23 protein-coding genes and 2 pseudogenes are annotated in these 23726 nt (G+C 73.6%); 17 read left to right on the top strand and 8 right to left on the bottom strand.

Annotated features, from left to right (window positions below):
• Nucleotides 1-85: 85 nt before the first annotated feature.
• The 7 genes from SZN_RS17890 to SZN_RS17860 all read left to right on the top strand — a co-directional run bounded on the left by SZN_RS17890 (nucleotide 86) and on the right by SZN_RS17860 (nucleotide 8721).
• Entirely contained in the window at nucleotides 86-1549 is a 1464-nt protein-coding gene (locus SZN_RS17890) for a CitMHS family transporter (protein ID WP_007496971.1), read from the top strand.
• 48 nt (nucleotides 1550-1597) lie between these two features.
• The gene (locus SZN_RS17885; protein WP_007496970.1) at nucleotides 1598-2836 is read left to right on the top strand and encodes an MFS transporter; all 1239 of its coding nucleotides are present in this window, start codon (nucleotides 1598-1600) and stop codon (nucleotides 2834-2836) included.
• Nucleotides 2837-2936: 100 nt separating this feature from the next.
• Nucleotides 2937-3554 (top strand): hypothetical protein, encoded by a 618-nt coding sequence (locus SZN_RS17880; RefSeq protein WP_007496969.1) that lies wholly within the window; start codon nucleotides 2937-2939, stop codon nucleotides 3552-3554.
• The gene (locus SZN_RS17875) at nucleotides 3547-4380 is read left to right on the top strand and encodes a class F sortase (protein ID WP_167546315.1); all 834 of its coding nucleotides are present in this window, start codon (nucleotides 3547-3549) and stop codon (nucleotides 4378-4380) included. Before SZN_RS17880 ends, SZN_RS17875 begins: the two co-directional genes overlap by 8 nt.
• Nucleotides 4381-4668: 288 nt before the next feature.
• A complete protein-coding gene (locus tag SZN_RS17870) occupies nucleotides 4669-5997 on the top strand; it encodes an ABC transporter ATP-binding protein (RefSeq protein WP_007496966.1) in 1329 nt (442 codons plus the stop codon).
• Between the two features lie 244 nt (nucleotides 5998-6241).
• The gene (locus SZN_RS17865; protein ID WP_007496964.1) at nucleotides 6242-7630 is read left to right on the top strand and encodes an aldehyde dehydrogenase family protein; all 1389 of its coding nucleotides are present in this window, start codon (nucleotides 6242-6244) and stop codon (nucleotides 7628-7630) included.
• A gap of 11 nt (nucleotides 7631-7641) precedes the next feature.
• Nucleotides 7642-8721 (top strand): Zn-dependent alcohol dehydrogenase, encoded by a 1080-nt coding sequence (locus tag SZN_RS17860; RefSeq protein WP_007496962.1) that lies wholly within the window; start codon nucleotides 7642-7644, stop codon nucleotides 8719-8721.
• Between the two features lie 61 nt (nucleotides 8722-8782).
• On the opposite strand, the pseudogene SZN_RS43505 reads toward SZN_RS17860, so the two are convergent.
• Nucleotides 8783-8972: pseudogene (locus SZN_RS43505) on the bottom strand (transcriptional regulator); the annotation flags it as partial.
• Between the two features lie 11 nt (nucleotides 8973-8983).
• Nucleotides 8984-9640 carry a TetR/AcrR family transcriptional regulator gene (locus SZN_RS17855; protein WP_007496960.1) on the bottom strand — a complete coding sequence of 219 codons (657 nt, stop codon included), beginning with the start codon at nucleotides 9638-9640 and terminating at the stop codon, nucleotides 8984-8986.
• Nucleotides 9641-9705: 65 nt separating this feature from the next.
• On the opposite strand from SZN_RS17855, the gene SZN_RS17850 reads away from it, so the two are divergent.
• The 3 genes and pseudogenes from SZN_RS17850 to SZN_RS38770 all read left to right on the top strand — a co-directional run.
• Nucleotides 9706-10857 carry an acyl-CoA dehydrogenase family protein gene (locus tag SZN_RS17850; protein WP_007496958.1) on the top strand — a complete coding sequence of 384 codons (1152 nt, stop codon included), beginning with the start codon at nucleotides 9706-9708 and terminating at the stop codon, nucleotides 10855-10857.
• A 59-nt stretch (nucleotides 10858-10916) separates the two neighbouring features.
• Nucleotides 10917-11150 carry a YiaA/YiaB family inner membrane protein gene (locus SZN_RS17845; RefSeq protein ID WP_007496956.1) on the top strand — a complete coding sequence of 78 codons (234 nt, stop codon included), beginning with the start codon at nucleotides 10917-10919 and terminating at the stop codon, nucleotides 11148-11150.
• A 45-nt stretch (nucleotides 11151-11195) separates the two neighbouring features.
• Nucleotides 11196-11387: pseudogene (locus SZN_RS38770) on the top strand (transposase); the annotation flags it as partial.
• A gap of 123 nt (nucleotides 11388-11510) precedes the next feature.
• Here SZN_RS38770 and SZN_RS17840 read toward each other — a convergent pair.
• Nucleotides 11511-12476: an NAD(P)-dependent alcohol dehydrogenase gene (locus SZN_RS17840; protein WP_007496955.1), complete on the bottom strand. Its 966-nt coding sequence runs from the start codon at nucleotides 12474-12476 to the stop codon at nucleotides 11511-11513.
• Nucleotides 12477-12576: 100 nt separating this feature from the next.
• On the opposite strand from SZN_RS17840, the gene SZN_RS17835 reads away from it, so the two are divergent.
• Complete coding sequence (locus SZN_RS17835; RefSeq protein ID WP_043731439.1) at nucleotides 12577-13239, top strand: TetR/AcrR family transcriptional regulator; 663 nt, start codon at nucleotides 12577-12579, stop codon at nucleotides 13237-13239.
• A 371-nt stretch (nucleotides 13240-13610) separates the two neighbouring features.
• Nucleotides 13611-14234, top strand: a complete 624-nt coding sequence (locus tag SZN_RS17830) for a TetR/AcrR family transcriptional regulator (RefSeq protein WP_007496951.1) — start codon at nucleotides 13611-13613, stop codon at nucleotides 14232-14234.
• A gap of 76 nt (nucleotides 14235-14310) precedes the next feature.
• Here SZN_RS17830 and SZN_RS17825 read toward each other — a convergent pair whose 3' ends face one another.
• Nucleotides 14311-14772: a MaoC family dehydratase gene (locus tag SZN_RS17825; protein ID WP_007496949.1), complete on the bottom strand. Its 462-nt coding sequence runs from the start codon at nucleotides 14770-14772 to the stop codon at nucleotides 14311-14313.
• A gap of 132 nt (nucleotides 14773-14904) precedes the next feature.
• Here SZN_RS17825 and soxR point away from each other — a divergent pair, with 132 nt between their 5' ends.
• On the top strand, nucleotides 14905-15405 hold the full coding sequence (gene soxR, locus SZN_RS17820) for a redox-sensitive transcriptional activator SoxR (protein ID WP_007496947.1): 501 nt from the start codon (nucleotides 14905-14907) through the stop codon (nucleotides 15403-15405).
• Nucleotides 15406-15677: 272 nt separating this feature from the next.
• Here the strand turns inward: soxR and SZN_RS17815 are convergent, their stop codons facing one another.
• Together SZN_RS17815 and SZN_RS17810 are read right to left on the bottom strand one after the other, a co-directional pair.
• Complete coding sequence (locus SZN_RS17815; protein ID WP_043731424.1) at nucleotides 15678-16283, bottom strand: hypothetical protein; 606 nt, start codon at nucleotides 16281-16283, stop codon at nucleotides 15678-15680.
• Between the two features lie 539 nt (nucleotides 16284-16822).
• The gene (locus tag SZN_RS17810; protein WP_007496943.1) at nucleotides 16823-18055 is read right to left on the bottom strand and encodes an exo-beta-N-acetylmuramidase NamZ family protein; all 1233 of its coding nucleotides are present in this window, start codon (nucleotides 18053-18055) and stop codon (nucleotides 16823-16825) included.
• A 164-nt stretch (nucleotides 18056-18219) separates the two neighbouring features.
• Here SZN_RS17810 and SZN_RS17805 point away from each other — a divergent pair, with 164 nt between their 5' ends.
• The 3 genes from SZN_RS17805 to SZN_RS17800 all read left to right on the top strand — a co-directional run bounded on the left by SZN_RS17805 (nucleotide 18220) and on the right by SZN_RS17800 (nucleotide 20037).
• Nucleotides 18220-18990 carry an SDR family NAD(P)-dependent oxidoreductase gene (locus tag SZN_RS17805; RefSeq protein WP_007496941.1) on the top strand — a complete coding sequence of 257 codons (771 nt, stop codon included), beginning with the start codon at nucleotides 18220-18222 and terminating at the stop codon, nucleotides 18988-18990.
• 178 nt (nucleotides 18991-19168) lie between these two features.
• Nucleotides 19169-19573, top strand: coding sequence for an AMP-binding enzyme (locus tag SZN_RS43365; protein ID WP_341865586.1), 405 nt, complete (start codon nucleotides 19169-19171; stop codon nucleotides 19571-19573).
• Nucleotides 19489-20037 (top strand): TetR/AcrR family transcriptional regulator, encoded by a 549-nt coding sequence (locus SZN_RS17800; RefSeq protein WP_341865587.1) that lies wholly within the window; start codon nucleotides 19489-19491, stop codon nucleotides 20035-20037. Before SZN_RS43365 ends, SZN_RS17800 begins: the two co-directional genes overlap by 85 nt.
• A 178-nt stretch (nucleotides 20038-20215) precedes the next feature.
• Here the strand turns inward: SZN_RS17800 and SZN_RS17795 are convergent, their stop codons facing one another.
• Nucleotides 20216-21430 (bottom strand): acyl-CoA dehydrogenase family protein, encoded by a 1215-nt coding sequence (locus SZN_RS17795; RefSeq protein ID WP_007496937.1) that lies wholly within the window; start codon nucleotides 21428-21430, stop codon nucleotides 20216-20218.
• Between the two features lie 5 nt (nucleotides 21431-21435).
• A complete protein-coding gene (locus tag SZN_RS17790; protein ID WP_007496935.1) occupies nucleotides 21436-22470 on the bottom strand; it encodes a phosphotransferase family protein in 1035 nt (344 codons plus the stop codon).
• 210 nt (nucleotides 22471-22680) lie between these two features.
• Here SZN_RS17790 and SZN_RS17785 point away from each other — a divergent pair, with 210 nt between their 5' ends.
• Nucleotides 22681-23634 (top strand): NADP-dependent oxidoreductase, encoded by a 954-nt coding sequence (locus tag SZN_RS17785; protein ID WP_007496933.1) that lies wholly within the window; start codon nucleotides 22681-22683, stop codon nucleotides 23632-23634.
• Nucleotides 23635-23726 lie beyond the last annotated feature (92 nt).

Below are 23726 nucleotides of genomic sequence, written 5' to 3'. Positions count from 1 at the left end.
TTGTTAACTCCGCTCGGCGGGACCTAACGTCGTCGCACCCCCGGCCCTCGCGGGATGTTCAAGGGCGAACGTTAGGTATCCACTCATGCTGACCATCCTCGGCTTCGCCATGATCGCGACCTTCCTGGTCCTGATCATGATGAAGAAGATGTCGCCGATCGCGGCGCTCGTACTGATTCCGGCACTGTTCTGTGTGTTCGTCGGAAAGGGCGCAAAGCTCGGTGACTACGTCATCGAAGGCGTCACCAGTCTCGCGCCCACCGCGGCGATGCTCATGTTCGCGATCGTCTACTTCGGTGTGATGATCGACGTCGGCCTCTTCGACCCGATCGTTCGGGGCATCCTGAAGTTCTGCAAGGCCGACCCGATGCGCGTGGTCGTCGGCACGGCGATCCTCGCCGCGATCGTCTCGCTCGACGGCGACGGCTCGACGACCTTCATGATCACGGTCTCGGCGATGTACCCGCTCTACAAGCGCCTGAAGATGAGCCTCGTCGTGATGACGGGCGTCGCGGCGATGGCCAACGGCGTGATGAACACGCTGCCCTGGGGCGGCCCGACCGCCCGTGCCGCCACCGCGCTCAAGCTCGACGCCAGCGACATCTTCGTGCCGATGATCCCGGCCCTGGCCGTCGGTCTGCTGGCCGTGTTCGTCATGGCGTACTTCCTCGGCCTGCGCGAGCGCAAGCGCCTCGGCGTGCTCACCCTCGACCAGGCCCTGGTGGGCGAGAAGGCCGAGGAGAAGGAGACCGAGACGGTCCTCGTGGGCGCCGGCGGCTCCGGCGGCTCCGGTGCGGCCAAGACGGCCAGGACGGCCGGCTCCGGCTCCGGCACCGACGCCGAGCACGGCCCCGGGGGCGCGCACGGCGCCGAGGACGCCGAGGACGCCGAGGAGGAGGACGAGCGCTTCCGGGCCCTCGACCCGAACCGGGCCACCCTGCGCCCCAAGCTGTACTGGTTCAACGCGCTCACCACGGTCGCCCTGCTCACCGCCATGATCATGGAGTGGCTGCCGATCCCGGTGCTGTTCCTGCTCGGCGCCGCGCTCGTGCTCACCGTGAACTTCCCGCACATCCCGGACCAGAAGGCCCGCCTCGCCGCCCACGCCGACAACGTCCTGAACGTCTCCGGCATGGTCTTCGCCGCCGCCGTCTTCACCGGAGTGCTCCAGGGCACCGGCATGGTCGACAGCATGGCCAAGTGGATGGTCGACGTCATCCCGAGCGGCATGGGCCCGCACATGGCCCTGGTCACCGGACTGCTGAGCCTGCCGCTCACGTACTTCATGTCCAACGACGGCTTCTACTTCGGTGTCCTGCCCGTCCTCGCCGAGGCCGGCGCGGCGCACGGCGTCACCCCGCTGGAGATGGCCCGCGCCTCCCTCGTCGGCCAGCCGCTGCACATGTCGAGCCCGCTCGTCCCGGCCGTGTACGTGCTCGTGGGCATGGCGAAGGTCGAGTTCGGCGACCACACGAAGTTCGTCGTCAAGTGGGCCGCCCTGACCTGTCTCGTCATCCTCGCGGCGGGCATGCTGTTCGGCATCATCTGACCGCCCGGCGGCCGGGAACCCGGCACCCGGAACAAGGAGGAAACGTTCATGGCGCCCGGTGGGTACCGCGGCTGGCTGCTCCGCCTCGTCATCGCCTTCAGCTTCGCGCAGGCGGCGGTGTCGATGGCCCGGCCCGCGGTGTCCTACCGGGCGCTCGCGCTGGGCGCCGACGAGCGGGCGATCGGCGTCATCGCGGGTGTGTACGCCCTGCTCCCCCTGTTCGCCGCCGTCCCGCTGGGCCGCCGTACCGACCACGGGCGCTGTGCGCCGCTGCTGCCGGTCGGCGTCGTGCTGATCGCGGGCGGCTGCGCCCTGAGCGGCCTCGCGGGCACCCTGTGGGCGATGGCGGTCTGGAGCGGGGTGATGGGCCTCGGCCACCTCTGCTTCGTGATCGGCGCCCAGTCGCTGGTCGCCCGGCAGTCCGCCCCGCACGAACAGGACCGCAACTTCGGCCACTTCACCATCGGCGCCTCCCTCGGCCAGCTCATCGGCCCGGTCGCGGCGGGCGCGCTGATCGGCGGTCCGGACATGGCGCGCGCCAGCGCACTCGCCCTGCTCGTGGCGGGCGCGGGCTGCGCCGTCGCGCTCACCTCGCTGTGGCGCATAGAGCGCCCCGCGACGGCCGACTCCCGCGCGAAGTCGGCCGCGCGCGTCCCGGTCGGGAGCATCCTGCGCGCCCGCGGCGTTCCCGGGGGCATCTTCATCAGCCTCGCCGTGCTCTCGGCGACCGACGTCCTCACCGCCTACCTGCCGGTGGTCGGCGAGCAGCGGGGCATCGCGCCGTCCGTGATCGGCCTGCTGCTGAGCCTGCGCGCCGCGGCCACCATCGCCTGCCGCCTGGTCCTGACGCCCCTGCTGCGGCTGCTCGGCCGCACCCCGCTGCTCACCGTCACCTGCCTGCTGGCCGCCCTGCTGTGCGCGGGCATCGCGGTGCCGGTGCCGGTCTGGGCGCTCGCGGTGACACTCGGGGCGCTCGGCTTCTGCCTCGGCGTGGGCCAGCCGCTGTCGATGACGACGGTCGTCCAGGCCGCCCCCGAGGGCGCGCGCTCCACCGCCCTCGCCCTGCGGCTGACCGGCAACCGCCTCGGCCAGGTCGCCGCGCCCGCGTCCGCGGGCCTGGTCGCGGGCGTGGCGGGCGTCGCCGCGCCGTTCGTGATGCTGGGCGGCCTGCTGCTGCTCTCGGCGGGAACGGCGCTGCGCGCCCCCGCCAAGCCGGCCGGGCAGACCGGCGAGGCCCGTGAGCGACGCCGGTCCAGGACGATCTTGCGTCGAAAGAGTGGTATCTGATGGGCCGTAAGGCGCTGCTTGCACGACAGGAGGGGCGTATGTGAAAGAGAGTCAGACGAAGAGCGATTTGTACGAAAATCGTCTGACTCGGAGGACTCGTATGCCCACCACGCTTCCACGCCGCGCAGGAGTGCGCATCGCCGCCGTCACGGCGCTCACCGCCGCGCTCACGCCGCTCTCCGGGCTGCCGACGGCGGGCGCCGCGCCGATGGCGCCCGGGGACAACGGCACCCTCAAGGTCCACACGGCACCGTGGGACGGGGTCGCCCGCACGCCCTACGGTGACGCGATCGACGAGCCGAGGGTCTGCCGGTTCTACCTCGACGCGGCGAACTTCGAGACCGTCACGGCCGTCACCTGGAACATCGTGACCGAGCCCGCCATCCCGAGCGGGGCCACGCTCAACGGCACCCTCAACCTCCCGGCCGGGACGGGCGCCGGCCACACCGAGGACCTCACCCTGCCGGACGGGCGCTACCGGCTCACCTGGAACTTCACCGGAGCCACCGCCCCGAACCGGGAGAAGACCTTCACCGTCGACTGCCGCTCCTCGATGTCGACGCCGTCGCCCGCCCCGCAGGGCGGTCCGCCGGCCGGCGGCGGGGGCATCGCCCGCGGCGAGGCGTTCACCACGGTCGCCGGCGCGGCCGCCGTCGGTCTGACCGCGGTGGGCGGGGTGATGTGGTTCCGGCTCCGTCGCCGTTCGCACGGTGCGTAGACGACGCAGGCCCTGGTACCGGAGGCGCGCCTACCGCCTGGCGAGGACGGCGGTCCTCGCCGCCGTGCTGGTGGTGGGCGCCGACCGGCTGAGCCATCGTGAGGACCCCGGGCCCGGCGTCGCCGCGCCGGACCCCGGGGCCTCCGAGGCCCCCGGCGTCCGTGCCGCGGGCGCCGGTTCCGGCATGACCGACTCCCGCCCCGGCGCCCCGGGCCCCGCGGCCAGTCCCTCGGCCCGGCCCGGGGCGACACCCCCGGCCCCGCCGGCGGCCACCCCGGCACCGCCCTCCCGTACGCCGGTCCGCCCGTCGAAGGCCGCCGGGCGGCCCGCCGGACCCCGCCCCCTGGACCGTTCCCGGGCGACCCGCATCGTCATCCCCTACATCGGTGTGAACGCCGAACTCGTCGATCTGCGCCTCGACGGCGCGCGCCGGCTGCCCGCGCCCCCGGGGGACAAGCCCAAGCTGGCCGGCTGGTTCGCGGACGGGCCGTCCCCCGGTGAGCAGGGCACCGCCGTCACCGTGGGGCACCTCGACACCGCCACCGGCCCGGCCGTCTACCGGGGCCTCGGCGAACTGAAGCGCGGCCGCCGTGTCGAGGTCCGCCGCGCCGACGGCCGTACCGCCGTCTACACGGTCGACGCGGTCAAGACCTTCGAGAAGGACAAGTTCCCCAACCGGCTGGTGTACGGCACGCGCAACCGGCCGGAACTGCGGCTGATCACCTGCGGCGGCACCTACGACCGCAGGACCGGCTACTCCGGCAACGTCGTCGTCTTCGCCCACCTCACGGCGACCCGTGAGCCGCCCGCGCCCGGCACGCGCTGAATCCGGCCGTCCGCCCTCCCGCCCGGCCGGGCGGCACGATCCGGACACCGCCCGCCGGCCGGGCGGCACGACCTCCGGCCCCGCCCGCCGGCCGGGCGGCACGACCCCGGTCCCCCTCCTGTGCCGGGTGGCACCGCCTCCCCGCTTCTCACCCCTCGGACGGCGCCGTCCGATCCCGCCCGTTCCCTTCCCCCGGCCGCACACATTCCGTTAGCTTCCGTGACGCACACGCCCCGCACGACCCGCGCGGGGCGTCAGGGAGCAGAGCAGGCCCCCGGGGGCACCGTCATGACACGCGCCATCTCTCTTCAGGACGTCAGCAAGTCGTACACGCGCGGAGTGCGCGTCGTGGACCGGCTCTCGCTCGACATCGAACCGGGCGAGTTCCTCGTCCTCCTCGGGCCCTCCGGCTGCGGAAAGTCCACCGTGCTCCGGATGATCGCCGGCCTGGAGGAGATCGACGAGGGGCGACTGCTGCTCGACGGCGAGCCCGCCGGCCAACTGCTGCCCGCCGAGCGGCGCATGGCGATGGTCTTCCAGAACTTCGCCCTCTATCCGAGCATGACCGGCCGCGACAACATCGGCTTCCCGCTGCGCATCGAGTCGCCCGGCACCGACCCGGCGCCGCGGGTCGACGCCACCGCCCGGCTGCTGGGCATCGAGGACCTCCTGCACCGCTTCCCCGGCCAGCTCTCCGGCGGCGAGCGCCAGCGCGTCGCCATGGGCCGCGCCCTCGCCCGCCGCCCCTCCGCGTTCCTGATGGACGAGCCGCTGTCCAACCTCGACGCCAAGCTCCGCAACCATCTGCGCGCCGAGATCTCCGGACTCACCCGCGACCTGGGCGTCACCACCGTGTACGTCACCCATGACCAGGCCGAGGCGATGTCGCTCGGCGACCGGGTGGCCGTCCTGCGCGGCGGGGTCCTCCAGCAGGTCGGCGCCCCGCGCGCGGTGTACGCGCTGCCCCGCAACGTCTTCGTCGCCGCCTTCGTCGGCGTCCCGCGCATCAACCTCCTGCGCGGCCTCGTACGGGCGCCGCTCGACGGGGCGATGACCGTCAGCCTCGGCAAGCAGTACCTGCGGCTGCCCGAACCCCTGTCCCTCGACCACCAGTTGCTCCGCGTCCAGCAGGGGCGCGAGGTCATCGTGGGCCTGCGCTCGGAGGCCGTGCGGATCGCCGAGCGGAGCGAGGCCCGGCCCGGCGAGACGCACATCACCGGCCTGGTCGAGCACGTGGAGTTCCAGGGCCACGAGAGCCTCGTCCATTTCAACACCGGCTCGCGCCCGGCCGTCGTCCCCCGGTTGGAGGCGCCCCGGCCCGTGCCGCAGGCCCGGCGCCGCCGCCGTGAACCGGGCAGGGTGCTGGACCGGCTCCGCGGCCGGGCGGGTGCCCCGCGCACCGGGCCGGTGGCGACGCTGGACCCCCCGCGCGCCGACACGGCACCCCCCGAGGGCCGCCTCCCCGGCGACCTCATCGTGCGCACCGCGCCCGACCTGCGGCTGCGCAAGGGGATGCAGGTTCCGCTGCTCGTCGACCTCGCCCATCTCCTGGTGTTCGACCAGCACGGTGAGCGGATCTGCCCGGCCCCGGCGCGGCTGCCGGACCTGGACGAGTGAGGCGGCCGGCGCGGCGGACTCGGGCCGGGCCCGGCGGTCCGGCCGCCGGTTCCCGCCGTCATCAGGGCGGCCGGTGCCCGCGATCCCTGGCGCCGGAAAACTATCGCCGCTAGTTTATGAACCGGCACACCACAGCCGGAGCACCGCACCGGCTGACCGCACGGGCCCCGGCACACCGGCCCACCACAGCGGGACCCCGACGACGGCAGCCGGTCGACGAGCGGCCCGCCCGGGAGGAAGCGCGATGAAGGCACACGAGGGCATGTACATCGACGGCGCCTGGCGGCCCGCCGCGGGCGAGGACGTCATCGAGGTGGTGAACCCGGCCGACGAACAGGTCATCGGCCGGGTCCCGGCCGGTACCGCCGCCGACGTCGACTCCGCCGTGCGGGCCGCCCGCGCCGCCCTGCGGGCCTGGGCCGCGACCCCGCCCGCCGAGCGCGCCGCACGGCTCGGGGCGCTGCGCGACGCCCTCGACGCCCGCCGGGACGAGATCGCCGAGACGGTCACCGCGGAGCTCGGCGCCCCTCCGCAGCTCTCCCGGGCGGTGCACGCCGCCCTGCCGATCGCCGTCGCCGGCTCCTACGCCGAACTGGCGGCGGTGTACTCCTTCGAGGAGAAGGTCGGCAACTCGACCGTCCTGCTGGAGCCCGTCGGCGTCGTCGGCGCGATCACGCCCTGGAACTACCCCCTGCACCAGATCGTCGCCAAGGCCGCCCCGGCGCTCGCCGCGGGCTGCACGGTCGTGCTCAAACCGGCCGAGAACACCCCGCTGGTCGCCCGGCTCTTCGCCGAGGCCGTGCACGAGGCGGGCTTCCCCGCGGGGGTCTTCAACCTGGTCACCGGGTTCGGCCCGGTCGCCGGGCAGGCGCTCGCCGAGCACCCGGACGTCGATCTGGTCTCCTTCACCGGCTCCACGGCCGTCGGCCGGCGGATCGCCGCGGTGGCCGGCGCGGCCGTCAAGAAGGTCGCCCTGGAACTGGGCGGCAAGTCCGCCAACGTCGTCCTGCCGAGCGCCGACCTGGCCAGGGCCGTCAACGTCGGCGTCGCCAACGTGATGTCCAACTCCGGCCAGACGTGCAGCGCCTGGACCCGGATGCTGATCCACCGCGACCGCTACGACGAGGCCGTGGAACTGGCCAGGACCGCCGCCGCCAAGTACCGCGAGCGCATCGGCCCGGTGGTCAGCGCCGAGCAGCGGGCACGGGTGGTCGGCCACATCGAGAAGGGCGTGGCCGAGGGGGCGCGGCTGGTGGCCGGCGGCCCCGAAGCGCCGCGCGAGAAGGGCTGGTTCGTCAGCCCGACCGTCTTCGCCGACGTCACTCCCGCGATGACGATCGCGCAGGAGGAGATCTTCGGCCCGGTCCTGTCGATCCTGCGCTACGAGGACGAGGAGGACGCCCTGCGGATCGCCAACGGCACGGTCTACGGCCTCGCGGGCGCGGTCTGGGCGGGCGAGGAGGCCGAGGCGGTGGCCTTCGCCCGCCGGATGGACACCGGTCAGGTCGACATCAACGGCGGCCGCTTCAACCCCCTTGCCCCCTTCGGCGGTTACAAGCAGTCCGGCGTCGGCCGCGAGCTCGGTTCGCACGGCCTCGCCGAGTACCTCCAGACCAAGTCCCTCCAGTTCTGAGGAGTCCCACCGTGGTGCGCGCAGCCGTCCTTCCCGCCGTAGGCGCTCCCCTGGAGGTCGTCGGCATCGAACTCCCCGACCCCGGCCCCGGGCAGGTCCGCGTCCGGCTCGCCGCCGCCGGCGTCTGCCACTCCGACCTGTCCCTGTCCGACGGCACCCTGCGCGTGCCGGTCCCGGCCGTGCTCGGCCACGAGGGCGCGGGCACCGTCGTGGCGGTCGGCGAGGGCGTCGGCCATGTCGCGCCCGGCGCCGGTGTGGTCCTGAACTGGGCCCCGTCCTGCGGCCGTTGCCATGCCTGCTCGCTCGGCGAGGTCTGGCTGTGCGCCAACGCGCTCGACGGCGCCGCCGCCGTCCACGCCCGGACCGCGGACGGCACCGAACTGCACCCGGGGCTGAACGTGGCCGCGTTCGCCGAGGAGACCGTCGTCCCGGCCTCCTGCGTCCTGCCCGCCCCCGACGGCGTCCCGCTCGCCGACGCGGCCCTCCTCGGCTGCGCGGTCCTCACCGGCTACGGCGCCGTCCGTCACGCGGCCCGGGTGCGCGAGGGCGAGACGGTCGCCGTGTACGGCGCCGGGGGAGTGGGCCTCGCCGCGCTTCAGGCGGCCCGGATCGCGGGGGCCTCGAAGATCGTCGCCGTCGACGTCTCCCCGGCGAAGGAGGGGCTGGCCCGCGCGGCCGGGGCCACGGACTACGTCGTCGCCTCCGAGGACACCGCCCGCGAGATCCGCGCCCGCACCGGCGGGCAGGGCGTCGACGCCGCCGTCGAGTGCGTGGGCCGCGCCGCGACGATCCGCGCCGCCTGGGAGTCCACCCGCCGCGGCGGCCGTACGACGGTCGTCGGCATCGGCGGCAAGGACCAGCGGGTCACCTTCAACGCCCTGGAGATCTTCCACTGGGGGCGCACCCTGTCCGGCTGCGTCTACGGCAACAGCGATCCCGCGCGCGACCTGCCGGTGCTCGCCGCCCATGTCCGCGCGGGCCGCCTGGACCTGGGCGCGCTGGTGACGGAACGCATCGGCCTCGACGGCATCCCGGCGGCGTTCGCGAACATGCTGGCGGGCAGGGGCGGCCGGGCGCTGGTCGTCTTCTAGCCGGACCCGGCGGTCGGCCCGGCCGACCGCCGGGTCCGGACCGCACGGGCATCCCGGTGCAGCGCGCCGCCGCGGCCTCGATGCCGACCAGGTCGGACAGGGCGCGCTCGCCGTCGCGGGTGACCTTCACCGCGCGCTCGGAGCCGATCCGCACGCACCGTCCCGTCTCCAGCGCGGGCCGGCGCGGCGCCCGCCGCCCCGGCGAGAGGGCGCGGCCGCTCCGTCCGGTCGGGGCAGGCCGGCGCCGGCGGCGTCCCCGACCTCACGGGTCAGTACGGCCAGCCTCCCGGTCCGCCCGCCCGTACTGCGCGGCCAGCCCGTCCAGCAGGGCGGTCAGGCCCGTCTCGAAGGCCCGCTCGTCGATCTTCTCCTGCTGGTCGGCGAGGAGGTGGGCCTGCCCGAGGTGGGGGTAGTCGGCCGGGTCGTAGGCGCTCGCGTCGTCCACGAAGCCGCCGGCGAAGGAGCCGAGGGCGGAGCCCATGATGAAGTACCGCATCAGCGCGCCGATGGACGTGGCCTGCGCCGGGGGCCAGCCCGCCGCGACCATCGCGCCGTAGACGGCGTCGGCGAGCCGCAGCGCGGCCGGGCGGCGGCCGGGGCCGCGGGCCAGCACGGGGACGATGTTGGGGTGGTCGCGCAGGGCCTTGCGGTACGACAGCGCCCAGTCGTGCAGCGCGGTGCGCCAGTCCCGGACGTCGTCGAACATCGACAGGTCCACCTGGGCGCTCACCGAGTCGGCGACCGCCTCCAGGATCTCGTCCTTGGTGCGGAAGTGGTTGTAGAGGGAGGGGCCGCTCACGCCCAGCTCGGCGGCGAGCCGGCGGGTGGAGACGGCCGGCAGGCCCTCGGCGTCCACGAGTCCGCGAGCCGTCACGACGATGCGGTCGTAGCTGAGGAGGGGCTTGCGCGGTCGGGCCATGGCGCACATAGTAGGGCTGTCGCAGCTAAACTAGCACTGCTAATTTAAAAGGGGAGTGATACGCCATGAACCTGGAGCTCAGCGAGGAGCAGAGCGCGGTCCGCCGGCTCGCGCGGGACTTCGTGGACCGCGAGATCACTCCGCACGCCGTCGCCTGGGACCGTGCCGAGGAAGTGGACCGGGGGATCGTCGGGAAGCTCGGCGCGCTCGGCTTCCTCGGTCTCACGGTGGACGAGGAGTACGGCGGTTCCGGCGGCGACCATCTCGCGTACTGCCTGGTCACCGAGGAGCTGGGGCGGGGCGACTCCTCGGTGCGCGGCATCGTCTCCGTCTCCCTCGGCCTGGTCGCCAAGACCGTCGCCGCCTGGGGCGACGAGGAGCAGAAGCGGCGCTGGCTGCCGGGGCTCACCGCGGGCGGGCTGGTCGGCTGCTTCGGTCTCACCGAGCCCGGCACCGGCTCCGACGCGGGCAACCTCACCACCCGGGCCGTGCGCGACGGCGGCGACTACGTCATCAGCGGCACCAAGATGTTCATCACCAACGGCACCTGGGCCGACGTCGTGCTGCTCTTCGCCCGCTCCACCGACGCGCCGGGCCACAAGGGCGTCTCCGCCTTCCTCGTGCCCGCCGACGCCCCCGGCCTGGGCCGCCGTGCCGTCCACGGCAAGCTCGGCCTGCGCGGCCAGGCCACCGCCGAGCTGGTGCTCCAGGACGTGCGCGTGCCCGCCTCGGCCCTGCTGGGCGAGCCGGGCAAGGGCTTCTCGATCGCGATGTCGGCCCTGGCCAAGGGGCGGATGTCGGTCGCCGCGGGCTGTGTCGGCATCGCCCAGGCCGCGCTCGACGCCGCCGTGCGGTACGCGGGCGAGCGCGAGCAGTTCGGCCGGTCCATCGCCCATCACCAGCTGGTCCAGGAGCTGATCAGCGACATCGCCGTCGACGTGGACGCGGCCCGGCTGCTGACCTGGCGGGTGGCGGACCTGATCGACCGCGGCCTGCCCTTCGCCACCGAGTCCTCCAAGGCCAAGCTCTTCGCCTCCGAGGCCGCCGTGCGCGCCGCCAACAACGCCCTCCAGGTCTTCGGCGGCTACGGCTACATCGACGAGTACCCGGCGGGCAAACTGCTGCGCGACGCCCGGGTGATGACCCTCTACGAGGGCACCAGCCAGATCCAGAAACTCCTCATCGGGCGGGCGCTGACCGGGGTTTCGGCGTTCTGAGTACCGCCTGAGTACTTCGGCGGATGCGCCGCCGCCCGCGCCGGCCGAATGATGTCCCCATGAGTGACGCATCGGGCAAGCAGCAGAACACCGCCGCCTTCCACGGGCAGGCCGTCGCCTCCTTCGCGGTCGCCATGGTCGCGACCGGCGTGGGCATCTTCAAGCTGAACGCGGACGCCTGGGTGCGCGCGTTCCTCGCGATCGCCGTGCTGTACCTGGTCACCTCGGCGTTCACGCTCGCCAAGGTGATCCGGGACAAGCAGGACGCGGCCCGGCCCTCCTACCACCCCTAGGCCGTGGATCGAAAGTGGATCTCGGCCTGTGAATGATCGTCGTTCATGGGTCGGGGAGATCCCACGGACGAGCGGTGGACGGTGCTGGAGCCGTTGTCGCCGAAGGGTGCCAGGACGGGGCGGCCACCCGTCCGGCCTCGACGGCAGCTGATCGACGGCATACGGTTTCGTGTCCGGACCGGAGTTCCATGGCGGGACGTCCCCGTCGAATACGGACCGTGGAACCGGGTCTACGACCAACCGTCTCGAGAGGCATCGCGCCGTCGCCACGCGATACGACAAGCCAGCGGTCCGCTACGAGGCGACCGTCCTCATCGCTGCCATCAACGAGTGGCTGTGATCAACACCTCCACAGACGTCCTACGCGACCCTGACCACGTACTTGCCCTGGACGCCGCCCGCCTCCAGCGCCTGGTGTGCCGCTGCTGTCTCCTCCAGGGGGAAGACCGAGTCCACCGCAGGGCTCAGCTTGCCCTCGACCACATGGCGGGCGAGGTCGTCGAAGTCCGCCCGCGTGGGGTTGCCGCTGAAGAAGCGCACCCGGCCGTGTCCGTGGACCGTGCTGGCCGCGAGGTAGCCGAGCGACGCAGCGGGACGTTCCAGGTCGAAGGCGATGGTGACCATGCGCCCGCCGGGACTCAGTAGGCGCCGGAAGGCCCGCAGGTCGGTCCCCGCGGTGTCCACGACCACGTCGAAGCGGCCCAACTCCGCCGGCCGCACGGTCCGGTGGTCGACGGCATGGTGCGCGCCGCGTCCGCGGACGAAGTCGAGGTTGGCTGCGCGGGCCAGGGCCGTGACCTCTGCGCCGTACGCCCGTCCGAGCTGGACGGCGGCGTTGCCGACACCGCCCGCCGCGCCCCGGACGAGGAGTCGTTCGCCGGGGCGCAGCCCGGCTTTGTCCCGCAGCGCGGTGATGGCCGTGGTGGCCACCGGCAGTGCGGCGGCGTCCACCAGGTCAAGGCCGTCGGGGAGCCGGCCGACCCGCTCGGTGGGTACGGTCACGTACTCGGCGGCGCTGCCGAATCCGGAGGTGCGGCCCAAGACCCCCCATACGCGGTCGCCGGCCGCGAACCGTGTGACTCCGGCCCCCAGCGCGGCGACCTCGCCGGTGAAGTCCATGCCGACGCGCTTGGGGAATTTCCGGCCGCTCAGGAGGCGGAGGCGGCCGGCACGGGCTGCCAGTTCGCCGCCGTTGACGCTGAGCGCGTGCACCTTCACAAGGACCTCGCCGGGGGCCGGCTCGGGGCACGGCACGCGGCCCGTGTAGAGCACATCGGGGCCGCCGTAGCGGTCGTAGAGCACTGCCTTCATCATGCGGTGGTTCATCGTTCCGCCTTTGCCGCCGGGGCCGTACAGGGATCTGGCATCGACCGTAAGCTCATAAGTGGAAGCAATCGTCCACTTGGACCGGAAGCGAGAGACAGTGATGGCGGAATCCTCTCGGATCACAGCCCGGGACGGGGTGCGGGCGGACGCCCGGCGCAACCGGGAGCGGGTCCTCGTCGCCGCCCGTGCGGTCTTTGCGGAGCACGGGATCGACGCCCCGATGGCGACCGTGGCCCGACGGGCCGGGGTCGGCGTGGCGACGCTGTACCGGCACTTCCCGACCCGGGACGCCCTGGTGAGAGGCGCGTTCGCGCAGCAGATGGAGACCTGCGCGCGGGCGCTCACCGAGGCTCTGGCCGTCCCTGACCCGTGGCAGGGCTTCCAGCACCTGGTCGAGACGGTCTGCGCTCTGCAACGGGAGGAACGCGGGTTCCCGGCCGCGTTCGTCGCGGCCTTCCCGGAAAGCACCTCGGAACACGCGCAGTACCGGCAACGAGCCGAGCGGGACTTCACGACTCTGGTACGCAGGGCCCAGGCGTCGGGCGCGCTGCGGTCCGATTTTCACCCTTCCGACCTCGCAGTGGTCCTGTTGGCACACTGCGGTCTGGTGACCGCTCTACCGGATGACGGTGCAGCGTCCCGGCGCCTGGTGGCCTATCTGCTCCAGTCGTTCCGCGCCGACCCGGTCAACAAACCGCTGCCCCCGCCGACTGCGCTGACACTGCGCAGCTTCCCGATTGCAACTGACAGTCCCCAGGGGTAGCGGTCCCCCAGAGCCCGACATGAAAACGGTACCTGCCGCTGGGCACGTCCAGTCCGACAACTCCACTTTCGCAACAGGCCCTGGTGCTGTGGCCGGGAGGGTTCGCCGGAGGCTCCCGGCGTCCGGTGCGGTGCCCCGCGAGGCGGAGACTCGTCCGCGTACCGGATGTACCCGGGTGAGGCGACCACGCGGCGAGGTGCCGTGCCGGGCGTCGCGAGCCGGTGAACCCTCCCGGTCACCGCACTGGAGAGGCGCTGACCGGGCCCGCCGGCACGGGGAGCGCCGCCCCCTCCGGACGGTCCGCTCGCTAAGCGCCCGCTCACCCTGGGCGGTATGGTGGTCCCTCTGTCGGCGAGAGGGGCGAGTGAGCGATGAGTACGGCGCAGGACACGGCCGGCGGCGAGACGCCGGCGTGGGCCGAGGTCACGCCCGACGCGGCCCGGAGGCTGCTGATCGCCGCCGTCGAGGCGTTCGCCGAGCGCGGCTACCACGCCACCACCACCCGTGACATCGCGGGCCGCGCCGGCATGAGCCCGGCCGCGCTCTACATCCACTACAAGACCAAGGAAGAACTGCTCCACCGCATCAGCCGGATCGGCCACGCCAAGGCGCTCGACATCCTGCGCACGGCGGCCCGGCGCGAGGGCACCCCGGCCGAGCGGCTCGCCGACGCGGTCGGCTCCTTCGTCCGCTGGCACGCGGGCGGCCGGACCACCGCGCGCGTCGTGCAGTACGAACTCGACTCGCTCGGCCCCGACGCCCGCGCCGAGATCCTCGCGCTGCGCCGGCAGTGCGACGCCGAGGTGCGCGGGATCATCGAGGAGGGCGTGGCGGCCGGCGACTTCGACGTGCTCGACGTCAAGGGCACCACCCTCGCCGTGCTCTCCCTGTGCATCGACGTGGCCCGCTGGTTCAACGTCGACGGCCCCTGGACGCCGGACGAGGTCGGCGCGCTCTACGCCGACCTGGTGCTGCGGATGGTGGGGGCGGCGTAGCGGAGCGCGGGGAGTGCGGCGCCTTCCCCGGCTCGCCGGGCCGCGCACCCGTCCCGGCGAGCCGGACCCGGCCGGACTACAGGTAGTACCGGGAGACGGACTCGGCGACGCACACGGGCTTGTCGCCGCCCTCGCGCTCCACGGTGAAGGCGACGCTGACCTGGACACCGCCGCTCACGTCCTCGACACCGGTGACGGCGGCCGTCGCGCGCACACGGGAGCCGACGGGCACCGGGGCGGGGAAACGCACCTTGTTCGTCCCGTAGTTGACTCCCATCCGCACGCCCTCGACCTTGATGAGCTGGGGACCGAAGAGCGGCAGCAGCGACAGGGTGAGATAGCCGTGGGCGATCGTCGTGCCGAAGGGGCCGGCGGCGGCCTTCTCCGGGTCGACGTGGATCCACTGATGGTCGCCGGTGGCCTCCGCGAACAGGTCGATCCGCTTCTGGTCGACCTCCAGCCAGTCCGTGTACCCCAGTCGCTCGCCCACCGCCGCCCGCAGGTCGTCGGCGGACGTGAAGATCCTCGGCTCTGCCATGTCCCGGCCTCTCGCGTCGCGTCCCCCGGATCGGCCTCCGGAGTGCAAGTCCTAAGCGACTGCTTAGAATGCTAGCTCGGGAAGCCCCTGTCAACGGACGCCGCCCCCTGACGCGCTGGGTAGCTTTGCGGCGTGCCCCAGATCCCCGAGACCATCCACGAACTCACGGTCGGCCAGCTCGCCGCACGCAGCGGCGCCGCCGTCTCCGCCCTGCGCTTCTACGAGTCCACGGGGCTGATCAGCAGCCGCCGCACCACCGGCAACCAGCGCCGCTACGCCCGCGACACCCTGCGCCGCGTCGCCTTCGTACGGGCCGCCCAGCGCGTCGGCATCCCGCTGGCCACGATCCGCGACGCGCTCGCCGAACTCCCCGAGGAGCGCACCCCCACCCGCGAGGACTGGGCGCGGCTGTCCGCGGCGTGGCGCTCCGAACTCGACGAGCGCATCCAGCAGTTGAACCGGCTGCGCGACCATCTGACCGACTGCATCGGCTGCGGCTGCCTGTCCCTGGACTCCTGCGTCCTGTCCAACCCCGACGACGTCTTCGGCGAACGGCGCACGGGCTCCCGGCTGCTGGTGGAACGCGGAGGCCGGCGCCGGGGGAGCGGCACGGCAGGCGGTGACCGACGCTGACCGATCCTCGGCCCGCCCGGTGTGCCTCGCGGTGCGGGCCGGTCCGCCGGGCGCACGGGCCCGACCGGTGCCCGGTCCGGCGGACCGTGGCCCGCACGCCGGGCCCGGGGTTCCCCGCCGGTCCCCACGCCGCCCGACCGCCGGTCCCCACGCCGCCCGGATCTTGGCTGGATCATGGGGTGGGGGTTCCCGCCGTCCGGAGGGGGCGCGGCATCCCCTGCGCACCCCCGGCGTACGGGGCGGACATCAGTCGGACGGACAGCAGCCAGGAGTCAGGCGGACATGAGCAGCCGCCGTCCGCGCCGCGCGGCCGCCAGCGCCTCCGGTGTGAGGACCGGACGCGGCACCACGATCCCGCAGTCCGTGCAGACCGGGCCCGACGACGGCTCATGGGCCAGGTCGTACTTCCAGACGAGCGCCCGGCCGCCGCACACCGGGCACGCGCAGCCCGGGTCCCGCTCCAGCGCGGTGATCAGCCGCCGCAGCACGTCGGCCATCGGCCCGCGCGGGTGCACCTGGGGGTCGTCGCACCAGGCGACTCCGAACCCGCCCCAGGTCAGCCGGTGCCAGTCGTCCACACTGCCCGGCCTGCGCAGACCGTCGTGCTTCTCCTTCTTGCGCCGCTCGGCGAACCCGGCCTCGTAGGCCAGCCAGACCGAACGCGCCTCTTCCAGTTCCACCAGTGCGGCCACGAGCCGCGCCGGATCGGGGGACCGGTCCTCAGGACCGAATCCCGCCCGGGAGCACAAGTGGTCCCAGGTCGCCCTGTGCCCGTAGGGAGCGAACCGCTCAAGGCACTTCCGCAACGAGTAGCGCCTCAGCGCGAGATCGCACCTCGGATCGCGCACCTGTCTCGCCAGACTCCGGAAACCGGCCATCGCCCTGCACCTCCGTCACACCTGCACCTGTACTTCGGTCACTTCGGCGTCGCCGCGCCCTTCGCGCGGCATTGACGAATAGACGTATCGACAACCGATTCGGCTCCATTCGTTTTCCGATGACCCTCATGGCGGTCCCTGGCGCCTCCCCGACCTCACGCTCACGTGTGTGCGTCCTCCTTCACGGCGAGACCGCCGGTGGCGTCCCGGCGGCCTTGCGTCGGCCGGAGCGTCCGTGCCGCTGCGTGCCCCGCACGGCGCTCCCACCGGACTGAGAACTCCCGGCAGATCCCACGGGTTCCTGAAGACCGCGTCCGTATGCGTACTGATTGCCGGTCTTCTGTCGCCTTCTTTTCCGGCGGCCACCCGCGCCCGCCGCGGTGGCGCCGGTGTACCGGCCGCCCGAGGACCCGCTTTCCGCAGGCGGGCACGCCCACCGCCGCCGGGCCCGCGAGGCGCCCGCCGCGGTGCGGCACGGCCGTATCGTCCTGCCGCCGGGCGGGATTGGCCATACCCGGTGCTCGCGGCAGCCGGTTCGCTCAGGTGTACAGCAGGTACTTCTTTCGGGTCCGCCGGAACGCCGCGAGCTCCTGCCGCCAGCCCGCCACCACCTCGTCGGTGTCCGCGCCCGCGTCGATCATCGTGCGCACCCTGCCGGAGCCGGTGAGCTTGTCGATCCAGTCGTCCGCGCGCCAGGCGAAGCCGCTCCAGGTCCGCCTGGCGGTGACCAGCAGGCCGATCCCGGTGCGGACCGGGTCGAAGGCGGCGCGGTCGTGCACATGGATCTGCACCCCGCCGACCGTCCTGCCCTGGAACTTGGAGAAGGCGGGCGCGAAGTACGCCTCCCGGAAGCGCACCCCCGGCAGCCCGAGCGCGTTGGCCGCGGCCGCCCAGGCGCCGTCGACGCCCTCCGCGCCGAGCAGTTCGAACGGGCGCGTGGTGCCGCGTCCCTCCGAGAGGTTCGTGCCCTCGAACAGACAGGTGCCCGCGTACACGAGGGCGGTGTCCGGGGTGGGCATGTTCGGGCTCGGCGGCACCCAGGGCAGCCCCCAGGCGTCGTCGAACTCCGACCGCCGCCAGCCGCTCATCGTCACCGTCTCCAGCTCCACCGGCGCGCTCAGGAACTCCGCGTTGAACAGCAGCGCCAGCTCCGCGACCGTCATGCCGTGCGCCTGGGCGATCGGCTGCCGGCCGACGAAGGTCGCGAACTCCCGGTGCAGGACGGGCCCTCGGGCGGAGCGGCCGGTGACCGGGTTGGGCCGGTCCAGCACGACGAAGCGCTTCCCGGCGAGCCGGGCCGCCTCCATGCAGTCGTACAGCGTCCAGATGTAGGTGTAGAAGCGCGCGCCCACGTCCTGGATGTCGAAGACCACCGTGTCGACGCCGGACGCGGTGAAGACGTCGGCGAGGGCCTTGCCGCTCTTGAGGTAGGTGTCGTAGACCGGCAGGCCGGTGGCCGGGTCGTCGTAGCGGCCCTCGGAGCCGCCCGCCTGGGCGGTGCCGCGGAAGCCGTGCTCGGGGCCGAAGACCGCGGTCAGGTTCACCCGCTCGTCCGGGTGCATCACGTCCACGATGTGCCGCACGTCGCGGGTGACGCCCGTGGGGTTGGTGACGACGCCGGCCTTCCGGCCGTCGAGGACGGCGTAGCCGTCGGCCGCGAGCCGCTCGAAACCGGTGCGGAGCCGGGGGCGGGGTGTGGACGCCGCCGCCGCGGTGGGGAGGGATGCCGCCGCCGTTGTCGCTGCGAGGAGTGATCGTCTGGAGAGGCGCATGGGGGCACGGTAGGGCGCGCGCGGGCCGCGCGGAAGGCATCCGCCGCCCGTGGCCCGCCCCGCGCGGCGGGCCTTCGCGGCCACTCTTCCCCCGCACATACCGACCGGTTAGTCTGGCCGGCGCAGCAGAGTCGCAGCAGCGTCGCAGGCGAAGGAGACCGAGGGTGGAAGCCGTGCAGGGTGCCGCAGTGGTCGTGACCGGGGCGGGGGGCGGCATCGGCGCCGCGCTGGCCCGCCGCTTCGCCGCGCAAGGGGCCCGGGTCGTCGTCAACGACCTGGACGCGCGGAAGGCCGCCGCCGTCGCCGCCGAGATCGGAGCCGTCGCCGTCGCGGGGGACGCCTCCGCGGTCGTCGCCGAGGCCCGCGACGCGCTCGGCGGCACCGTCGACGTCTACTGCGCCAACGCCGGGGTCGGCTTCGCGGACGAGGAGGCCGGCGCGCCCCTCGACGAGCGGGCGTGGGCCGCCTCCTGGGACGTCAACGTCATGGCCCACGTCCGCGCCGCGCACGCGCTCCTGCCGGCCTGGCTGGAGCGCGGCAGCGGACGCTTCGTCTCCACGGTCTCCGCCGCCGGGCTGCTCACCATGATCGGCGCCGCCCCCTACGCCGTCACCAAGCACGGGGCGTACGCCTTCGCCGAGTACCTGTCCCTGACCTACCGCCACCGCGGGCTCAAGGTCCACGCCATCTGCCCGCAAGGGGTGCGCACCGACATGCTCGACGCCACCGGCAGCGCCGGCGACCTGGTGCTCAGGCCCACCGCGATCGCGCCCGAGGACGTGGCGGACGCCCTGTTCGAGGGCATGGAGGAGGACCGCTTCCTCATCCTTCCGCACCCCGAGGTCGCCGGGTACTACGCGGCGCGGTCCGCCGCCCCCGACCGCTGGCTGGCCGGCATGAACCACATCCAGCGCAGGTGGGAGGAGGCCCGGTGACCGGCTCCCGGCACGCGGCCGGGCCCCGGCCTGCCCGGCTCACCGACGCCCGGCTTGCCCCCGCCGCCCCGGAGGGCTCCCTGGCGCACGCCGTGCGCCGGGTCGCCGCCGCGGCACCCGGGCGCACCTTCCTCGCCCGCCTCGACGGCCGTCCGACGTCCTCCGCACCCGCCCGGCGGTGCGCGAGGCGGCCGCGGCCGAAGGGCCCGGCGGCTGCCGCGGCGAGACCGCCGGGGCGTGCATCAGCCTCCGTCCGGGCGCCCGCCCCGGCCCCGGCGATCTGGCCGCATACTGCGAGGAGAGACTGACCGCCTGCGCATGTCCGCGCCAGGCGGAGATCCTGCCCGACCGGCCCGGGACGGCAAGTGGGAAGATCCTCCGTCGGGGACTTCCGTTCCCGGGCGCACGACGGCTCGACAGCAGTGGAAATCCGGAAGGGCAGGTGGCCGCAGAGTGGCCAGGACGACGGACGGTGACGGCACGCCCGTCCCGCAGCGGCTGCTCGCCGCCGCCACCCGGCTCTTCGCCGAGCAGGGCTACGACCGCACCTCCGTGCAGGAGATCGTCGAGGCGGCCGGCGTGACCAAGGGGGCGCTGTACCACTACTTCGGCTCCAAGGACGACCTCCTGCACGAGGTGTACGCGCGCGTGCTGCGCGTCCAGCAGGAGCGCCTCGACTCCTTCGCCGGCGCCGACGAGCCGATCGAGAAGCGGCTGCGGGGCGCGGCGGCCGACGTCGTGGTCACCACCATCGAGAACCTCGACGACGCGTCGATCTTCTTCCGCTCGATGCACCATCTGAGCCCGGAGAAGAACAAGCAGGTGCGCGCCGAGCGTCGGCGCTACCACGAGCGCTTCCGCGCGCTCGTCGAGGAGGGCCAGCGGTCGGGCGTCTTCTCCACGGCGACCCCGGCAGACCTGGTGGTCGACTACCACTTCGGGTCGGTCCACCACCTGTCGACCTGGTACCGGCCCGACGGCCCGCTGAGCCCCCAGGAGGTCGCCGACCACCTCGCCGACCTCCTGCTGCGCGCCCTGCGCCCCTGAACGCGCGGGTGCGCCGCGGCCGTTTCACCCCGGCCCGCCCCGCACCGTACGCACCACGTGCACAGGCACCACGTGTGCGGGCACCACGTGTGCGGGCACCACGTGTGCAGGCACCACGTGCGCAGGCACCACGTGCGCAGGCACCACGTGCGTACGCACCACACCCGTACGCGCCGCCCTACAGGTACTTCTTCAGCTCCCGCCGTGCCAGCGAGCGCTGGTGCACCTCGTCGGGGCCGTCGGCGATCATCAGCGTGCGCGCCGAGGCGTACAGCTCCGCCAGCGGGAAGTCCTGGCTCACCCCGCCCGCGCCGTACAGCTGGATCGCCCGGTCGAGGATGCCGACGACCGCGCGCGGAGTGGCGATCTTGATGGCCTGGATCTCGGTGTGGGCGCCCCGGTTGCCGACGGTGTCCATCAGCCAGGCCGTCTTCAGCACCAGCAGCCGCAGCTGCTCGACGGTCACCCGCGCGTCGGCGATCCAGTTCTGCACCACACCCTGCCGGGCGAGCGGCGTGCCGAACGCCGTACGGGACACCGCGCGCCGGCACATCAGCTCGATCGCCCGCTCCGCCATGCCGATCAGCCGCATGCAGTGGTGGATCCGGCCCGGTCCGAGCCGCGCCTGCGCGATGGCGAAACCGCCGCCCTCCTCCCCGACGAGGTGGGAGACCGGCACGCGCGCGTGGTCGAAGACGACCTCGGCGTGGCCCCCGTGGGAGTGGTCCTCGTAGCCGAACACCCGCATCGCGCGGGCGACCGTGACCCCCGGGGTGTCCCGCGGCACCAGCACCATGGACTGCTGCCGGCGGATGTCCGCCCCGTCCGGGTCCGTCTTGCCCATCACGATGAAGACCTTGCAGTCGGGGTTCATCGCCCCGGAGATGTACCACTTGCGGCCGGTGACGACGTACTCGTCGCCGTCCCGCTCGATCAGCGTGGTGATGTTGGTGGCGTCCGAGGACGCCACCTCCGGCTCGGTCATCGCGAACGCCGAGCGGATCTCGCCCGCCAGCAGCGGCTCCAGCCACCGCTTGCGCTGCCGCTCGTCGGCGAACTGCGCCAGCACCTCCATGTTCCCGGTGTCCGGCGCCGCGCAGTTGGTCGCGGTGGGCGCCAGCTGCGGGGAGCGGCCGGTGATCTCGGCCAGCGGCGCGTACTGGAGGTTGGTGAGCCCGGCCCCGTACCCGGTGTCGGGCAGGAAGAGGTTCCACAGGCCCTGCTCGCGGGCCCGCGCCTTCAGCTCACCGACGACGGCCGGGGTGTCCCAGGGGGACGCCAGCGCGGCCCGCTGCTCCTCCGCCACGGCCTCGGCCGGATAGACGTACTCGTCCATGAAGGCCAGCAGCCTGCCGCGCAGTTCCTCGGTGCGTGCGTCGAACGCGAAGTCCATGTCCCTCAGCCTTCCTGGATGCCGTCTTCGAGAGTGGTCAGTCCGTGCCCGATGAAGACGGGGACCAGGTCGCCGATGCGGTCGAAGCCGCGGCCGACCGTCCGGCCCAGCGTGTAGCGGTAGTGGATGCCCTCCAGGATCACGGCGAGCTTGAACCAGGCGAACGCCGTGTACCAGGAGACCGCGGAGACGTCCCGGCCGGAGCGCGCGGCGTAGCGCTCGATCAGCTCGCGGGGGCCGGGATGGCCGGGTGCCTCGGCGGTGGTGGAGACCGGGGAGTCCGGCATCCCCAGGGGCATGCCGTACATCACGAGCAGGCCCAGGTCGGTGAGCGGGTCGCCGAGCGTGGACATCTCCCAGTCGAGGATCGCCCGGATGCCGTCGTCGTCGCCGATCAGGACGTTGTCCAGGCGGTAGTCGCCGTGGACCACCGTCGGGGCGGGGGAAGCGGGCAGCCGCCGGCCGAGCGTCGCGTGCAGCTCGTCGATCCCGGCCAGGTCGCGGTTGCGGGAGGCGTCCAACTGCTTGCCCCAGCGCCGCAGCTGCCGGTCCAGGAAGCCCTCGGGCCTGCCGAAGTCCCCCAGGCCCACCGCCGCCGGGTCCACCGCGTGCAGCCCGACGAGCGTGTCCACCAGCGAGAGCACCACCGCCCGGGTGCGCTCGGGGCCGAGCGGGGCCAGCTGGCCGGCCGTGCGGTACGGGGTGCCCTCGACGAACTCCATCACGTAGAACGGCGCCCCGAGCACCTCCTCGTCCTCGCACAGGAGCAGCGGCTCGGGAACCGGCACGCCGGTCGGGTGCAGGGCGCTGACGACCCGGTGCTCGCGCCGCATGTCGTGCGCGGTGGCGAGGACGTGGCCCAGCGGGGGCCGGCGTACGACCCACGTCGAGGCGCCGTCCGAGACGCTGTACGTCAGGTTCGACCGTCCGCCCTCGATCAGCCGTCCGGTGAGCGGGCCCTGTGCCAGACCGGGCCGCTCGCGCTCGAACAGGCCGCGCAGCCGGTCGAGGTCGAGTCCGGGCGGGTGGTCGGGACCCATCAGCGCTCCTAGGGAGAGGTGAACGTGACCCGACACATGATGCCGACCAGTCGGTATGTCGTCCAGTGGGCGGGCTGAACGTGACCGGGGCCACGGCGGCCCGCGAACCGCGTCCGGGCAGCGCGCGGGTGGCCGGGCGGCGCCACGCGATCGGCTCGGATCGTGCCCTCCGGCTTGCGCGGCGCGCGTGCGGCCCGGAGGGTCGGAGCCATGAAGGCCATCAGCTACTCAACCTACGGCGGCCCCGAGGTGCTCGCGTACGGGGAGGTGGGCGACCCGCGCGTCGGCCCCGACTCCGTCCTTGTCAAGGTGCGTGCCGCCGCGGTCAACCCGGTCGACTGGAAGTGCCGCGAGGGCTATCTTGACGGGCTCCTGGAACCGGTCTTCCCGGTGGTCCCGGGCTGGGACGTGTGCGGTGTCGTGGTCCAGCCGGGCCTGGCCGTCACCGAGTTCGGCGTCGGCGACGAGGTCATCGGGTACGTCCGCGAGGACGTCCTGTCCCACGGCACGTTCGCCGAGTACGTCGCGGCCCCCGTGCGCACCCTCGCCCGCAAGCCGCGCAATCTGACCTGGGAGCAGGCGGCCGGGCTGCCGCTGGCGGGACTCACGGCGTACCAGGTGCTGACCAGGGCGCTGGAGGTCGGGCGCGACGAGACGGTCCTCGTGCACGCCGCGGCGGGCGGGGTGGGCTCGATCGCCGTGCAGCTCGCCCGGCATCTGGGCGCGCGGGTGATCGGCACCGCGAGCGCCCGCAACCACGACTTCGTGCGCGACCTCGGCGGCGAGCCCGTCGCGTACGGCGAGGGTCTGGTCGAGCGGGTGCGCGGGCTGGCGCCCGAGGGGGTGGACGCGGTGTTCGACACGGTCGGCGGCGAGGCCCTGAAGACCTCGGCGAACCTGCTGGCCCCCGAGGGGCGCCTGGTGTCCATCGCCGATCCGGACGTCTTCGACTACGGCGGCCGCTACTCCTTCGTCCGCCCGGACGCCGGGGACCTGCTGCGGCTGACGGAGCTGGCCGAGCAGGGCGTGGTGAGCGTGCACGTGTCGGACACCTTCCCGCTGGAGCGCACGGCGGACGCCCACCGCCTGAACCAGGAGGGCCGCACCCGGGGCAAGATCGTGGTCACCGTGGACTGGGCCGCGGAGGACGCGGCGGCCCCGTAGGGCCGCTGGGCGCAGGCGGAGCAGCGCGCGGCGGGCGGCCCGGGAAACATCTCCCGGGCCGCCGGGCCGCCGGGCCGCCGGGCCGCCGGGCC

This window comes from Streptomyces zinciresistens K42 (assembly GCF_000225525.1).
GTDB classification, from domain to species: Bacteria; Actinomycetota; Actinomycetes; order Streptomycetales; family Streptomycetaceae; genus Streptomyces; species Streptomyces zinciresistens.
Note: the sequence above shows the minus strand (reverse complement) of the source record. Positions and strands in the feature narration are given on the sequence as shown.